Source organism: Caviibacter abscessus (assembly GCF_001517835.1).
GTDB lineage: Bacteria > Fusobacteriota > Fusobacteriia > Fusobacteriales > Leptotrichiaceae > Caviibacter > Caviibacter abscessus.
In genome coordinates, this window is sequence record NZ_LOQG01000036.1 from 57,670 (window position 1) to 73,009 (window position 15,340).

The window sequence follows — 15,340 nt, forward strand, 5'->3', positions numbered from 1 at the left end:
ATTATTTTATCATATTTTAAAGGTATTTACAAATTTAACAAATGCATTTATTTTAATAAAAAAACAGTAAACCCTTTTTGATTTACTGAATTTTATCTAAATATAATTTTAAATAATTGAATGATTATAATCATCATTCCTATAAAAAATATAACCCATGCTGACTTATAATTTTTAGATGCTACTGCATCTTTAATCATTAAAATCCAACTTACAAAACACATCACAAAACTTATAAACATCAATAGCAATCCTATTGGCATAAATATTTTAAAAAACTGATTTGGGTAAACTACTCCAGAAAAAACAATTAGTAAAAGTATTGCTAATCCAATTACTCCTATAAAAATAGATATTTTAAATAATTTTTTACTATACATCATATTCTCCTTTTTAATTGTTGAAGTTTAAGACTTATTAATTTTTGAACTACTTCATCAGAAAGAGACCATTTTCTTTTTGTCATTTCATAATAGTACTTAGCTATCATCTCTTGCGTTTTATCAATTGTAATGGTATCAAGATTTTTAAAGTTAAAAAAAATAAATTTATTAATAGCTTTTTCTTCTTGCATTTGCACTCTATTTTTAATTAGAACAGTTTCATAAGTTTCTAAATTTGTCTTAGTACATAAGTCATCAATTACATTCATTATCCAAGATAATTCTGTTAATACTTCCTCTTTAAACTCTTCTTTTACCATTCCTGCCATTGTAATTTTCTTCTCCTTTCACTTTATTTTAACTCTATTACTTTATTAGCTATATCTTTAACAAATTTTCTATCATGTTCTACAAATATTAAAGTTGGATTTACCTCTTTTATAATTTCTTCAATCTGTATTCTTGAAATTACATCTATATAATTAAGTGATTCGTCCCAAATAAATAAATGAGCAGGTTTTGCTAAACTTATTGCAATTAATACTTTCTTTTTTTGTCCATCACTATAATTTTGCATTTCCACTTCAAATAGTTCTCTTGAAAAATCTAATTTTCTAAGAATTGTCTTACACAAAGTTTCATCAACATTTTGTTTTGAATGTAGCTATTTAAACTCCCAGTTAAATCAGATGTATCTTGAGGTATATATGATATTTTCAAATTACTTGCTAATTTTATCTCTCCTGTATAATTACAATTTAGTCCTAATAATATTTTAATTAATGTTGATTTTCCGCTTCCATTTTGACCATATATTGCTACCCTATCGCCTCGTTTTATTTCAAAACTCACATTATTTAATACCTGTTTTTCTCCATAATATGCCAACAAGCTATTTACTGATACTAACTCATTTTTGTGATAATGTAGTGAATTTAATATTAAAGTTTCTTTTGTTTCAATATCCTTTAATAAATTTTGTTTTTCTTCTATCGCCTTATTTTGTCTATTTTCTAAATTCTTTGACCTTTTCATCATTTTAGCTGACTGATGTCCGATATACCCTTTATCAGATCTTAAACCTGATATAGTTACTCCATTTTTTGTTTTTTCAATTTTATCAGGCCAAACTTTACTTTGTCTTGCAGATTCTTTTAACCTTTTAATTTATCATTTTTACTAATTTCAAATTGATCTTTTCTCATTTTATTTTCATACCAAGATGTAAAATTACCTGTTTGAACATCAATAGAATTTCTGTTAATTGAAATAATATGATTTATACACCCATCTAAAAAATCTCTGTCATGAGAAATAAGTAAAAAACCTTTCTTATTTTTCAAATATTCACTTACAATTTTTCTGCCAGCCATATCTAAATGATTTGTAGGTTCATCAATAAGTAAAAATCCATTTTCTTTAGTAAATAAAATTGCCAAAAGAACTTTTGTTTGTTTTCCTTTTGATAAAATTCTAAATTCTCTATAAATAATATCTTCCTCTAGATTTAATAAATTAAGCTCTTTAAATAATTTCCACTCTTGTTCATATGATGTTAATTCCTGAAACAATTCTATACCCAATTTTGAATTATCAGTTATATTTGGTGGAAATTTAATAAAATCTACACTTTTATTTATTTTTCCATTATAAACTTCTTCATTTAAAAGTAATTTAGAATAGTGTTGATTTTCCAATTAGTATCAAAATAAAATGATACGTTATCAAATATAGGATTTATATATCCATAATATGAAAAGCTTAGGTTTTCAATTTTAATCAAAGAGATAAAATCACATCCTTATTTTATATTATACCATATTCTTTTGTATTTTATCTCTAAATTTTCATGGTAAAGACCATGTTTTTTTGATATAATTCATATTAAAAGGGGAGATAAAATTGGATATTAATTTTAAATTTAATGATATAACTTTAAATGTCAGAGTTGCCGGTATTTATATAAAGAATAATAAAGTGCTATTTAATAGACATAAAGACTCTACTTTTTATAACTTACCCGGAGGAAGAATAAAACTTGGTGAATCAAGTAGTAACGCTTTGATAAGAGAATATTTTGAAGAAACAAATGAACATATTGAAATAATATCAAAACCATATATTTTAGAAAACTTTTTTTCAAGAAATGGAAATAATTATCACGAATATCTTTTTTTATACATTATAAATATTAAAAGTCTGAAAAATTTAGATAACTATAGTCAAGATAATCAAATTTTTAATATGTTTACAAAAGAAGAAATAATAAAATTAGATATTAGACCCTTAGAAGTTAAAAATTATTTAATATCTCTTCTTTCGGAGGAAAATAATGGATAATATACCAAAGCACATCGCTATTATTATGGACGGAAATGGTCGTTGGGGAAAACAGTATAACGGTAGTAGAAGTTATGGGCATAAAATTGGAGCACAAGTTTTAGAAAATACAATAAAAGATTGTCTTGAATTAGGAATATCTTATCTTTCAGTCTATGCTTTCTCAACAGAAAATTGGAAAAGGTCATCAATAGAAGTATCAACTATATTAAAACTATTTTATTCATATCTGGAAAATAAAAAAAATGATCTAATGGATAAAAATGTAAAATTAGTTGTTTCAGGTTCTACAAATATGATTCCTGATAAATTATTAAATAAAATAAATGAAACTTGCGAGTATTTAAAAAACAACAAAAAAATGGTTTTTAATATTTGCTTTAATTATGGTGGAAGACAAGAAATTATAGAGGCAATAAATAAGATAATAAAGGATAAAAAAGAATTTATTGATACTTATGAATTTCAAAATTATCTTTATTCTCCTAAAATTCCTGATCCTGATTTAGTTATTAGAACAGGCGGAGAAACTAGAATAAGTAATTTTTTACTTTGGCAAATCTCATATAGTGAACTATATTTCACTGATGTATTGTGGCCTGATTTTAATAAAGATGAACTAAAAAAGGCAATAGAATATTACTCAAAAAAAGATAGAAGATATGGAGGATTAAATGTTAAATAGAACTTTTTTATTTATTTTTATACCATTTTTAATATATAGTTTTTTAAGTACAAATATATCAATTTTAATATTTACCGAAGTTATTATAGTTTTTTCGTTATTTGAATTATACGAGATGTTTAAAAGAAAATCCATTGCAGTATATGATTATTACGGTATACTTGTAGGATTTTTAATTCCTATATTTGTTTATTATAGAAAAAATCCGGTGCTACTTTTAATATTTTCCGCTTTAATATTAGCGGTTCTTCAAATAAGTACAAATAAAATAGAAAAAGCTATTGAGAAATTATCTTTTACTTTTTTTGGTATTTTATACATAGCCTTTTCTTTTACTTACACAATTAAAATTAAACAATTAGAAAATGGTGGAGCACTACTTCTTTTTGTATTTTGCTTAATATGGGTTTGTGATACATTCGCATATATTTTCGGTATGACACTTGGAAAACATAAATTTTCAAGAATATCTCCTAATAAATCAATAGAAGGTCTTTTAGGTGGTTTTCTGGGAACTTTATTACTTTGTTTTAGTTATGAACACATCCTTTATTACGCTTCAATATTAATTTCTAAAATAATAAATACACCTGTGCTAAAAGTTAAAATCTTTGATTCAAAATATGAAATGATAATATTTGCTTTTATAGTTACTGCTTTAGCAGTTCTAGGTGATCTATTTGAATCAAAATTAAAAAGAGAATTTGGTATAAAAGACAGTGGTAAAATTTTATTAGGGCATGGTGGTTTTTTAGATAGATTTGACAGTGCTTTATTTGTTCTACCTTTTGCTTTTTATATTTTTAAACTCTTTGTAAATTAGGTGAAATAAATGAATTATAAAATAAAGATATTTTTAAAAAAAGATATTGATTTATCTAATAATAAAGTAATGGAATTTATTGATACATTTAATGAAAAGTTTGATGTTTTAGATGAAAATTTCATATTTTATGAAAACAATTCTATTGAATACTACAATGAGTTAAAACTTAACTGTTATTTAAATTATCATATAAATGCAAAAAATCAAAAAGATATATCCCTTTTTTTAGAGACATATAACTTTATAGATAAATTTAATATTACTGTTGAAAACAATTTGAAAAATAACGAAGATATTGTTATAAACACAAAACAAATTGATAAATTAGTAAACAGTATAGATAAATTGTTTTTTATAAGAAAAGAATTTCAAGAAATGACAAAATATTTAGATGAAGAAAAAAAAGAAAAATACTCTAAATTATTAAAAGAGCTTTCTCTAACTAAATATTTTTTAAAAAAGGAAACTGTAAATCTTAGAATTGTTGACTTAGAAGAACAATTAAATAAAATGGATAAAACATTAAAAGAATACGGTCAATTATTTGGTTTAGATTTAAAATTAAATTTTAAAATTGTTGATTTAAAACTTGATAAAATCCTATTTTTCAACATAAAATCAGCATTAATAGATGTGATTTATAATATAATTTTAGCTGAAGTTGACAGAAAAAATATTGAACTTAATTACTCTAAAAATAATGTATTTAACATATATTTACTATTAAAGCAAGAATTTAATCAATTAAAAATAGAAATAAGTGCTCATAATCATAAATTAAATTACAATAAAATAATAGAAAGATTTTTGGAACAAAAAATTATTGAAGAAAGTAATGTTTATTCAAAAAATGAAATATACAATATGATGTTTACAAATGATTTTTTAGCTTCTTCTAAAGATTACGAAATAAAAGAAAGAGAACTAGCTCTTCTTAATTTTTATAACACTTCTAAAAATTTAAACGGTAAAATGTATATAAGACGCAACGAAAATGATGAAATTACATATGTTGCCAAAATACCGTTACAATTTTTAATACTTAATGCAACTATTGTTAAAATTAAAGAAAACTATTATGCTATTGAAACAAAGTGTATAGAAGATATTTCAGACTTTTTTATAACTAATACTTTTACAACTAACAATTTTATGTATTATAAAAATAAAGAAGCTGAACTTCCAATTATTAATATGTACAATGAAGCTATAAAAGCACTTACTGTTGTTATAAAAAATCAAAGACATGTATTTTTAACAGATGATCTTTTGTATCAAGAACAAATATTTGTTAGACCTCTTCAAGTTGATTCAAACATGTACATAGGAGATTGTCTTTTAAAGGATAATAAAAGAGCATATATCATAGATTTTAATAAATATTTACAAAAAGGTGTAAAATATGAAAACTAATAATTTTGATTCTATTTTAGAAAATGATATAAAAATAATACGTGAAATATCAGACTTTTTACTAAAAATTGTAAATCCTGAAGAAATTGATTTTCAAATATGTATAAAAAAGATAAATAAACTTGAAAATGACACATTTTCATTAACCAATATACATGATATTGATTTATTAAGTAACATAAAAAAGATATTTTTAAATATTGATAGAAATAAATTTTTGTTTTTTGAATTTAAGTATGACTTATTTTCCGTATTATCAAAAATAGAACAACTCTACTCAAGTTACAAAGATATCGGGATAAAACAAGATAATAGTAAAATAAAAAAAATTGAAAGCGAATTAATTGATTACGATAAAAAATTTTCAAATGATTTATACATTAAAAACAAAGATAAAACTTATTACTATATTAAAATAACACTTGATACAAGTGTCCCTTATTTTTATTTATCAAGAAAAAATATACTTAATCATCTTAGAGAATATGGAAAGCCATATAATTATATACCCATTTCATTAGATGATGATTCATATAATTACTTTATTTTAGACTATAAAGTAGATAATAGTATAAATGTACAAGAAATTTTTGAAAATCTAAAAAAAATAGATGATGCTATAATAAAATATACACTATTTAAAGTTAATAATGAAAATAATATATATAATATTAAATTTTTCATAAATGAAAAAATAAATGAACATTCTTGTATAATGATTAACACTCTTAATTTCATTGATTTAATTCATTATAAGGATTTTTATGATACTTATGTTGAAGCTAAAAATCAGATACATATAATAAATAAACTTTTAAATTTAAAAAATGAAAACATAAATTTAATACTTCTTAAAAAAATTAGTGACAGAGAATCTAAGATATTTTTACCCAATGGTATTACAAAAAATAATATAACAAAAATAAAAAAAATAATTGAATATATCTTAATAGATAAGACTATTTCAGAGATTTTATATTATGGTAATATTGACTTTTATGGTTTACAAATGTTAAAATATTTGAGAAAAAGATATAATACTGAATTTAGTGAAATAGTTTACTAAATTTTTAAATGGAGGAATTATGCAAACGATTACAAAAGATCAACTAAAGGAAAAAGTTGAACTTGCATTAAGAAGACAATATGGTAAAACTGTAGATGAAGCTCATGAATATGAAATTTATTACGCCGTTGCTAGAGCTACAATGGACGATATTGTTGAAAAATGGTACAACTGCAAGAAATCACAAGCACAAGATAAAGTTAAACAAATGTATTATTTGTCGGCAGAATTTTTAATGGGTAGATATTTAAGTAATAATTTAATAAATCTTCAATATGATAAAATTGTTAAAGAAGTTTTATCTGAACTGAATGTAGATATTGACAAACTTGAAGATAATGAAATGGATGCAGGACTTGGAAATGGTGGTCTTGGTAGATTGGCTGCTTGCTTTCTAGATTCACTTGCAACATTAAGCTTACCAGGACATGGATATGGTTTAAGATACAAATATGGTATGTTTGAACAAAAAATTGAAAATGGTTTTCAAGTTGAATATCCTGATGACTGGACAAAATATGGTACTCCTTGGTCTATTATAAGACTTGATAGAACATTTGAAATTAAATTTGGTGGACAAATTGAAATACATAAAGATGAAGTAGGAAAAGAATATTATAAAAGAGTAAATACAGAAAATGTTAAAGCTATTGCTTACGATGTACCTATAATAGGTTACGGAAATGGAGTTGTAAATACATTAAGACTTTGGGAAGCAAGATCACCTGAAGGATTTGATTTACAATTATTTAATGCTCAAAGATATATGGCTGCTTCTGAAAAAGCTGTAGAAGCTGAAGATATTTCAAAAGTTCTATATCCAAATGATACTGAAAGAAGCGGGAAATGGCTTAGACTTAAACAACAATACTTCTTTACATCAGCTTCATTACAAGATATAGTTAGAAGATATAAGGCAATTTATGGAAATAATTTTGATAAATTTGCTGACAAAGTTGCAGTACAATTAAACGATACTCACCCTGTTGTAGGAATACCTGAACTTATGAGAATTTTCTTAGACCAAGAAAAATTAAGTTGGGATGAAGCTTGGGAAATATCAAAAAATGTATTTGCATACACTAACCATACTATTTTGTCGGAAGCTCTTGAAAAATGGGATATCTCATTAATTCAACCTTTACTTCCAAGAATTTACCAAATCATTGAAGAAATAAACAGAAGATTTGTAAATGAATTAAAAGAAAAATATAGTAATGACTATGACAGAATAAACAGAATGAGTATAATAGCAAATGGACAAGTTAAAATGGCTTGGCTTGCAATTGTTGGTTCTCATCAAGTAAACGGTGTTGCAGAGCTTCATACAGAAATTTTAAAACATCAAGAATTAAAAGACTGGTATGATTTATATCCAGAAAAATTCTTAAATAAAACTAACGGTGTTACTCAAAGAAGATGGCTTCTTAAAGCAAATCCTGAGTTAGCAGAATACATAACTAGTCTTATTGGAGATAAATGGATAACTGATTTATCAGAACTTAAAAAATTAGAAAAATATATTGATGATGAAAAAGTATTGAACAATTTATTAGAAATTAAATTAAATAATAAGAAAAAACTTGCTAAATATATTTTAGATACAACAGGTGTTGAAGTAGATCCTAACTCTATATTTGACATACAAGTTAAAAGATTACATGAATATAAGAGACAATTACTTAACGTCTTACATATCATGAATTTATATAATAAATTAAAAGAAAATCCATTACTTGACATAGAACCTAAAACATTTATATTCGCAGGGAAATCAGCTCCTGGATATAGAAGAGCTAAAGGTATCATAAAATTAATAAATACAGTAGCTCAAACTATAAACAACGATGCAAGTATAAATGGTAAAATTAAAGTTGTATTCTTAGAAAATTATCGTGTATCATTAGCTGAAAAAATATTCCCTGCTGCTGACTTATCAGAACAAATTTCAACAGCAAGTAAAGAAGCTTCAGGTACAGGAAATATGAAATTTATGTTAAATGGTGCTATGACAATAGGTACAATGGACGGTGCAAACATAGAAATAGTTCAAGAAGCTGGAATTGAAAATGAGTTTATATTCGGATTAAGTTCTGATGAAGTTCAAAGACTTGAAGAATGGGGTAAATACAATCCTATGGAAGAATACCACGTTGTTGAAGGACTTAAAGAAGTTATAGACCAATTAACTGATGGTACTTATGATGATAATCATACAGGACTATTTAAAGAATTAAGTAACTCATTATTATATGGTGTTGACGGAAATAGACCTGATACTTATTTCGTATTAAAAGACTTCGCACAATACAGAGAAGCTCAACAAAAAGCATCTAAAGCTTTTAAAGATAAAACTAAATGGGCTAAGATGATGCTTAAAAATATAGCAAATTCAGGTAAATTTACTTCAGACAGAACAATTGAAGAATATGCTAAAGAAATATGGAACATTAAACCATACGAAGTTAAAAATTACATTAAATAATAAATGTAAAAGACTAATTCATTAATGAGTTAGTCTTTTTTATAAAAATATGCTAGAATACTTATAAAAAAAACGGAGGAATAAAATTGGATATTTTGCCGCAGATACTATTTATTTTGATATTAATCTGTATTAACGGATTTTTTTCTTGTGCGGAAATAGCGATAGTATCAGTCAATAAAAGTAAACTTAAAGTTTTAATTGAAAATAAGGATATAAGAGCAATAAGGTTGCAAAAATTAATAGATTCACCAAGTAAAATGCTTTCAACTATACAAGTTGCAATAACATTATCTGGATTTTTAGCATCTGCAAGTGCTGCCATAAGCATTTCAGATAAGTTACATTTAATTTTGGAAAATTTAAATATTCCATATACAAGACAACTATCGGTATTTATTATTACTATTTTATTATCATACATAACATTAATATTAGGTGAGCTTGTTCCAAAAAGAATTGGTATGCAAAACTCATATAAAATTTCACTTAAAGTTGCAGGAATAATCACATTTATATCTATAATTTTTACACCTATTATAGCAATACTTACAATTTCAACAAATATGGTTGTATGTCTTTTTGGACAGAAAAAATCAAAATCACAAGATGATATATCAAAAGAAGAAATACTTGCAGTTATTAATTCAGGTTCTCTTGAAGAAAATGAAAAAGAGATGCTTGAAAATATAATAGAATTTGATGAAAAATTTGCAAGAGAAGTAATGATTCCAAGACCAAGTATATACGCAATTCCAAATGATACACCTATATATAAACTATTTGATATGGATGATATAACAAGATATTCAAGAATACCTGTATATGATAATAATCTTGATAATATAATAGGTATACTTCACACTAAAGATTTAATAAAAATATCAAGAGATTCTAAAGACACAGTGGAAAGTATAATAAAAGAAGCATATTTTGTTCCTGATACAAAAAAAATAAGTTCTTTATTTATTGAAATGAAAAAACAAAATAAACATCTTGCAATATTAATTGATGAATATGGCGGAGTTTCAGGTATAGTAACATTAGAAGATTTAATTGAAGAAGTTGTTGGAGAAATAACAGATGAATATGATAAAGAAGTTCATGATATAACAGAAATAGGTAAAAATAAATATTTAATCAGTGCTGAATTATCAATTAGTGATTTAAATGATTTTTTTAAAACAAACTTTGATTCTGATTATTATGATTCTGTAGGTGGACTTTTAATTGAAAAATTAGGCTTTATTCCTGATGACAATCAACGTATTGATGAAATTATCATTGACAATACCTGTTTTAAAATACAAAAAGTAAAAAATAAAAAAATACAAAAAATCATTATAACAAGAAAAGAGGAAAATAATGTATAAATTAATTGCTACCGATATGGATGATACATTACTTACATCACAAAAAAACATATCACCGGAAAATATGAAAAGTATAATTAAAGCCCAAGAAAAAGGAATAAAATTTGTACTTGCAAGTGGAAGACCAACTTTTGCTATGAATGATTTTGCAAATCAACTACAACTTGAAAAATTTGGTGGATATATAATATCATACAACGGTGCTGCTATAACTGATTGCAAAACAAATGAAACAATATTTTCTCTAGGTCTTAATAAAGAAGATATCTTTTTTCTATTTGATAAAGCTAATGAGTACAATGTATCAATTATAACATATAACGATGATGTAATTTTATACAATAAATACACAGAGTACATTGATCTTGAAGTTGAATGTACTAATTTTAAGACAAAACAAATTTTGGACTTATCATCAATTGATTTTACTAAGACAATGAAATGCATGATAATTGCACATCCTGAAAAAATAAAAGAACTTTATTTAAAATTAAAAACAATTGTTGGAGATAAATATTATCTATCAATATCTAATCCACACTTTTTAGAAATTACTAATATAAATGTAAATAAAGGTAATACAATTAAGTATTTATGCGACATATTAAACATAGATGCAAGTGAAATAATTGCATGTGGAGACTCATATAATGATTTAGATATGCTTAAGCTTGCCGGTCTTTCTGTTGCAGCCGGAAATGCTTTAGATGATATAAAAAAAATATGTAAATATGTATCAGTAAATCATAATGAAAATATACTTGAAGATGTTATAAAAAAATATTTATAGTACTTAAAAATCTTGCAATTATACTATTTTTATGATAATATTACACTATGTAAATAAAAGCTATTTTAATGGAGGAAAAAAATGAGAAAAATTATTATAGCAGGAAATTGGAAAATGAATAAAACGAGTTCAGAAACCAAAACTTTTTTTAATGAACTATTACCATTAATTACTAATATTAAAGCTAATGTTGTAGTTGGTGTTCCTTTTACATCAATACCCGCAGCAATTGAAGCAACTAAAGGAAGTATAATAAGCATAGCAGCACAAAACATGAATCCAAATGAATCAGGTGCATATACTGGTGAAATTTCACCTCTTATGTTAAAAGATTTAGGTGTTGATTATGTAATTCTTGGACATTCAGAAAGAAGAGAATATTATAAAGAATGTGATAAATTTATTAACCAAAAAGTAAAATCTGCTTTAGCTCACAATTTAAAACCAATTTTATGTATTGGTGAAAAATTGGAAGAAAGAGAAAGTAATATTACTAATGATATTATAAAAACTCAATTATTAGGTGGACTGGAAAATGTTACAGCTGATGAAGCTAAAAACGTTGTTATTGCTTATGAACCTGTTTGGGCAATAGGTACAGGTAAAACTGCTACTCCTGAAATGGCTCAAGAAGTTCATAAATTTATAAGAGAATTATTAATTTCTCTTTATTCAAAAGAAGTTGCCGATGAAATTACTATTCAATATGGTGGTTCAATGAAACCTGAAAATGTTGTTGAATTATTAAAACAAGAAGATATTGACGGTGGTTTAATAGGTGGTGCAAGTCTTACACCTAATTCATTTAAAGAATTAATATTAGCCGGACAGGAGGGCTAATTCATGAAAAGTTTATTAGTTATATTTATGATATTACTCTCAGTTATACTTGTAGTTGTAATATTACTTCAACCTGATAAAAGCCAAACTGTTGCTAAAACAGAAAGTGTGCTGGACCAAGAAAAAGATGGAATTGAAAAATTTACGGAATATGTAGCAGTTCTATTTCTAGTCTCGGCAGTTATTTACAATGTTATCAGATAATTAGTTATATTTTATAGGAGGTTAGAGAAAATGTCAAAAAAAGAATTTATTGAAGCTTTCGCAGCTAAATCAGGAGAAAATAAAAAGAGATCTGAAGAATTATTAAATCACTTCTTAAATTTAATAGAAGAAAATTTATTAGAAGATAGAGACGTTCAATTTGTAGGTTGGGGATCATTCTCTACTAAAATTAAAGAAGCTAGAAATGGTAGAAACCCTAAAGATGGTTCAGTAATCAGCATACCTGCGAAAAAAATTGTTAAATTCAAAGCTGGTAAAAAATTAGCTGACGCAGTTGCTAACACTAAATAATAATATTGGAAAGTTGTTAAATTACAACTTTCTTTTTTATAATCTCAATCAAAAAAATTCTTAAAATTGATACTTTGTCATAAAAAAATTGACCTCTAGATTTAGCGGTCAAATTTTTTTTATTAATGTCTTTCTCTTGAATAAAGTTTATTTATTTTTCTAATCTTTTGGGCTACTTCATCAGTAAGTAATGAACCGTCTATTCTCCAACTCCAGTTTCCTAAAGTTGCAGGAATATTCATACGTGATGAATTATCTAATTCTAAGAAATCTTGTATTTGAGTTATAGCAATATTGGCTACACTACTCCAAGCTCCTCTAATAAAGCCCCATACATATCCTTCTTCTTTTGTTAATTTTAGATAATCAATTGCAAAATCAAGTTCTACTGAACCTTGTTTATTATCAAACCAACCTTTAACAGTATCACTATCATGTGTGCTAGCATATGCTGCCCAGTTTCTTTCAATGTTGTGAGGTAAAAAATCACTTTCATTATTTGGATCATATGCAAATTGCATCATTTTCATTCCAGGAAAACCAGTTTGTTCTCTAAATTCAACTACTTCTTTAGTAGTATAACCTAGATCTTCTGCAATTATTTTTATATCTCCAAGTTCTTCTTTTATCTTTTTGAAAAGTTCATATCCCGGACCTTTTACCCATTCTCCTCTTTTAGCATCTATATCTCCTTTAGGTATCGACCAATAAGCTTCAAATCCACGGAAATGATCTATTCTAGTTATATCAAATAGTTTTAAAGTTTTTTCAACTCTATTTACCCACCATTTATAACCATCATTTTTCATGTATTCCCAATTATATATCGGATTTCCCCATAATTGTCCTCCTTCTGAAAATCCATCAGGTGGACATCCTCCAACTTTATCATCTAAAAATTGTTCTTTATTTGCCCATACATCAACTGAATCATATGAACAATAAATTGGTAAATCTCCTATTATTTGAATACCTTTACTATTTACATATTTTTTTAATTCATTATATTGCTTGTAAAACATATATTGAACAAAATATTCATAATTTATTTCATCTTTTAATTTTTCAGTATATTCTTTTATTGCTTCATCTTTTCTATTTTTTATATCACAAGGCCAAGTATCCCAAGGATTACCTCCTAAGTGATTTTTTATTGACATAAATAAAGCATAGTCACAAATCCAATCTTCATTTTCTTTAACAAAAATTTCAAGTGATTTATAATCTTCAAATCTACTATATGCTTTTTTTAGTATTGGTAATCTATTATTGTATAATGTTCCATAATCAACTCTACTTGTATCATTTCCAAAATAAATATCTTTATATTCTTCTTCTTTTAAAAGCCCTTCTTTAGCTAATAAATCTAAATCAATAAAATAAGGGTTTCCTGCAAATGATGAAAATGATTGATAAGGTGAATCTCCGTATCCTGTTGGTCCTATAGGTAATATTTGCCAATAATGTAAACCAGTTTTTACTAAGAAATCGCAAAATTTATAGGCTTGTTCTCCAAAAGTCCCTATTCCATATTTTGACGGTAGTGAACTTATGTGCATTATAACTCCACTTTTTCTTTCTGTATTTATTGCTTTGTAATCATATTCTTTATCCATTAAAATCTCCTATTCTATTATGTTTGTTTCAATTATGCTAAAGTTGATTTTATTTTCTACTTTTTTAAGCTTATTTATTAAAAGCTTACAAGCAGCTGAACCCAGTTCTTTTACATTTATATCAACAGTCATAAATTTGTATCTTCCATACTTTCTAAGTGAAGTGTTATTATATCCCGTTACTTTTACATTGCCAAAACCTTTGTCCTGTAATACTTTAGTTGCGGCTATTGCAAACACATCATCCGTTGTAATTATTGCATCAACTTTTTTATGTTCTATAAACTCCTCTATTAGATTATATGCATACTCTTCATTAAAAGTAGACTCAAGAACATTTGATTTCATCACATTAATCCTATATTCATGTAATGCTTTTTCATAACCACAATATCTAAATTTAGTAACATTAAGAGATTGCGGTCCTCCTAAAAAGCATATCTTTCTTCTTCCTTCTTCTATCATTTTCTTTGTTATATAGTAGCTAGTTTTTATATTATCATTATCTACCCAAAGATAATTATTTATTTTTTTAGGAGTTCCTATTATTACAAATGGAAAATCAACATCTTTTAAATACTTAAATAATGTCTCATCTTCATATGCTCTTAAAAATATCAATCCATCAACCCTATTACTATTAACCAGGGCTTGTATATTATTCATCTCTTTTTCGCTGTTGCTACAATGAATATATAATGTGTAATATCCACTTTCAAGTAATTTATCGCTTATATTACTAATTATTTCAGAAAAAAAGTTGTTTGATAAAGGATCGATATCTTGTGAATTAAGTACTATCCCTATAATATTTGTATTACTGTTTGTCAAGCTTTGTGCTATTGAATTTGGAATGTATTTCAATTCTTCAATAGCTTGTCTTACAATTTTTTTTGTAGATTCACTAATTACAGAACTATTCGACATTACTCTTGAAACAGTTGCTATACTTACATTAGCTCTTTTGGCAACATCGGATATTGTTACTCTTTTCAATTGTTATACAT

General features: G+C 25.3%; 18 protein-coding genes. 11 read left to right on the forward strand and 7 right to left on the reverse strand.

All coding sequences use genetic code 11. The features are described 5' to 3' along the window. Positions 1–92 precede the first annotated feature (92 nt). From AWT63_RS04750 to AWT63_RS06630, 5 genes are all read right to left on the reverse strand, one after another. Positions 93–380 (reverse strand): hypothetical protein, encoded by a 288-nt coding sequence (locus AWT63_RS04750; RefSeq protein WP_068268674.1) that lies wholly within the window; start codon positions 378–380, stop codon positions 93–95. Next, positions 380–712: a hypothetical protein gene (locus AWT63_RS04755; RefSeq protein ID WP_068268675.1), complete on the reverse strand. Its 333-nt coding sequence runs from the start codon at positions 710–712 to the stop codon at positions 380–382. Before AWT63_RS04755 ends, AWT63_RS04750 begins: the two co-directional genes overlap by 1 nt. A gap of 23 nt (positions 713–735) precedes the next feature. Next, positions 736–1,017 (reverse strand): P-loop NTPase family protein, encoded by a 282-nt coding sequence (locus AWT63_RS06620; RefSeq protein WP_269431485.1) that lies wholly within the window; start codon positions 1,015–1,017, stop codon positions 736–738. Next, complete coding sequence (locus tag AWT63_RS06625) at positions 990–1,418, reverse strand: ATP-binding cassette domain-containing protein (protein WP_269431486.1); 429 nt, start codon at positions 1,416–1,418, stop codon at positions 990–992. The genes AWT63_RS06620 and AWT63_RS06625 overlap by 28 nt, the downstream gene beginning before the upstream one ends. A gap of 119 nt (positions 1,419–1,537) precedes the next feature. Next, on the reverse strand, positions 1,538–2,080 hold the full coding sequence (locus AWT63_RS06630; protein WP_269431487.1) for an ATP-binding cassette domain-containing protein: 543 nt from the start codon (positions 2,078–2,080) through the stop codon (positions 1,538–1,540). A 205-nt stretch (positions 2,081–2,285) separates the two neighbouring features. Here AWT63_RS06630 and AWT63_RS04765 point away from each other — a divergent pair, with 205 nt between their 5' ends. The 11 genes from AWT63_RS04765 to AWT63_RS04815 all read left to right on the forward strand — a co-directional run bounded on the left by AWT63_RS04765 (position 2,286) and on the right by AWT63_RS04815 (position 12,717). Beyond that, complete coding sequence (locus AWT63_RS04765) at positions 2,286–2,723, forward strand: NUDIX hydrolase (protein ID WP_068268676.1); 438 nt, start codon at positions 2,286–2,288, stop codon at positions 2,721–2,723. Next, positions 2,716–3,408, forward strand: a complete 693-nt coding sequence (gene uppS / locus AWT63_RS04770; protein ID WP_068268677.1) for a polyprenyl diphosphate synthase — start codon at positions 2,716–2,718, stop codon at positions 3,406–3,408. The genes AWT63_RS04765 and uppS overlap by 8 nt, the downstream gene beginning before the upstream one ends. Next, complete coding sequence (locus AWT63_RS04775) at positions 3,398–4,231, forward strand: phosphatidate cytidylyltransferase (protein WP_068268678.1); 834 nt, start codon at positions 3,398–3,400, stop codon at positions 4,229–4,231. Before uppS ends, AWT63_RS04775 begins: the two co-directional genes overlap by 11 nt. A 9-nt stretch (positions 4,232–4,240) precedes the next feature. After that, positions 4,241–5,647 (forward strand): hypothetical protein, encoded by a 1,407-nt coding sequence (locus tag AWT63_RS04780; protein ID WP_068268679.1) that lies wholly within the window; start codon positions 4,241–4,243, stop codon positions 5,645–5,647. After that, a complete protein-coding gene (locus AWT63_RS04785; protein WP_068268680.1) occupies positions 5,637–6,713 on the forward strand; it encodes a hypothetical protein in 1,077 nt (358 codons plus the stop codon). The genes AWT63_RS04780 and AWT63_RS04785 overlap by 11 nt, the downstream gene beginning before the upstream one ends. 19 nt (positions 6,714–6,732) lie before the next feature. Then, on the forward strand, positions 6,733–9,198 hold the full coding sequence (locus AWT63_RS04790) for a glycogen/starch/alpha-glucan phosphorylase (protein WP_068268681.1): 2,466 nt from the start codon (positions 6,733–6,735) through the stop codon (positions 9,196–9,198). Positions 9,199–9,314: 116 nt separating this feature from the next. Further along, positions 9,315–10,571, forward strand: a complete 1,257-nt coding sequence (locus AWT63_RS04795) for a hemolysin family protein (protein ID WP_231723221.1) — start codon at positions 9,315–9,317, stop codon at positions 10,569–10,571. Next, a complete protein-coding gene (locus AWT63_RS04800) occupies positions 10,564–11,361 on the forward strand; it encodes a Cof-type HAD-IIB family hydrolase (protein WP_082680456.1) in 798 nt (265 codons plus the stop codon). Before AWT63_RS04795 ends, AWT63_RS04800 begins: the two co-directional genes overlap by 8 nt. Positions 11,362–11,442: 81 nt before the next feature. Next, entirely contained in the window at positions 11,443–12,201 is a 759-nt protein-coding gene (tpiA, locus tag AWT63_RS04805; RefSeq protein ID WP_068268684.1) for a triose-phosphate isomerase, read from the forward strand. A 3-nt stretch (positions 12,202–12,204) separates the two neighbouring features. Beyond that, entirely contained in the window at positions 12,205–12,405 is a 201-nt protein-coding gene (gene secG / locus AWT63_RS04810) for a preprotein translocase subunit SecG (protein WP_068268685.1), read from the forward strand. Positions 12,406–12,435: 30 nt separating this feature from the next. Next, a complete protein-coding gene (locus AWT63_RS04815) occupies positions 12,436–12,717 on the forward strand; it encodes an HU family DNA-binding protein (RefSeq protein ID WP_068268686.1) in 282 nt (93 codons plus the stop codon). A gap of 122 nt (positions 12,718–12,839) precedes the next feature. On the opposite strand, the gene malQ is transcribed toward AWT63_RS04815, so the two are convergent. Together malQ and AWT63_RS04825 are read right to left on the reverse strand one after the other, a co-directional pair. Next, complete coding sequence (gene malQ / locus AWT63_RS04820) at positions 12,840–14,333, reverse strand: 4-alpha-glucanotransferase (RefSeq protein WP_068268687.1); 1,494 nt, start codon at positions 14,331–14,333, stop codon at positions 12,840–12,842. A 9-nt stretch (positions 14,334–14,342) separates the two neighbouring features. Continuing rightward, positions 14,343–15,329 carry a LacI family DNA-binding transcriptional regulator gene (locus AWT63_RS04825; RefSeq protein ID WP_068268688.1) on the reverse strand — a complete coding sequence of 329 codons (987 nt, stop codon included), beginning with the start codon at positions 15,327–15,329 and terminating at the stop codon, positions 14,343–14,345. Positions 15,330–15,340: the final 11 nt, after the last annotated feature.

Bases quoted from the DNA above. Each gene is read 5' to 3' on its own strand.
- AWT63_RS04750 (WP_068268674.1), bottom strand. From the start codon at position 380: ATGTATAGTAAAAAATTATTTAAAATATCTATTTTTATAGGAGTAATT.
- AWT63_RS04755 (WP_068268675.1), bottom strand. From the start codon at position 712: ATGGCAGGAATGGTAAAAGAAGAGTTTAAAGAGGAAGTATTAACAGAA.
- AWT63_RS06625 (WP_269431486.1), bottom strand. From the start codon at position 1,418: ATGAAAAGGTCAAAGAATTTAGAAAATAGACAAAATAAGGCGATAGAA.
- uppS (WP_068268677.1), top strand. From the start codon at position 2,716: ATGGATAATATACCAAAGCACATCGCTATTATTATGGACGGAAATGGT.
- AWT63_RS04775 (WP_068268678.1), top strand. From the start codon at position 3,398: ATGTTAAATAGAACTTTTTTATTTATTTTTATACCATTTTTAATATAT.
- AWT63_RS04780 (WP_068268679.1), top strand. From the start codon at position 4,241: ATGAATTATAAAATAAAGATATTTTTAAAAAAAGATATTGATTTATCT.
- AWT63_RS04785 (WP_068268680.1), top strand. From the start codon at position 5,637: ATGAAAACTAATAATTTTGATTCTATTTTAGAAAATGATATAAAAATA.
- AWT63_RS04790 (WP_068268681.1), top strand. From the start codon at position 6,733: ATGCAAACGATTACAAAAGATCAACTAAAGGAAAAAGTTGAACTTGCA.
- AWT63_RS04800 (WP_082680456.1), top strand. From the start codon at position 10,564: ATGTATAAATTAATTGCTACCGATATGGATGATACATTACTTACATCA.
- tpiA (WP_068268684.1), top strand. From the start codon at position 11,443: ATGAGAAAAATTATTATAGCAGGAAATTGGAAAATGAATAAAACGAGT.
- secG (WP_068268685.1), top strand. From the start codon at position 12,205: ATGAAAAGTTTATTAGTTATATTTATGATATTACTCTCAGTTATACTT.
- AWT63_RS04815 (WP_068268686.1), top strand. From the start codon at position 12,436: ATGTCAAAAAAAGAATTTATTGAAGCTTTCGCAGCTAAATCAGGAGAA.
- malQ (WP_068268687.1), bottom strand. From the start codon at position 14,333: ATGGATAAAGAATATGATTACAAAGCAATAAATACAGAAAGAAAAAGT.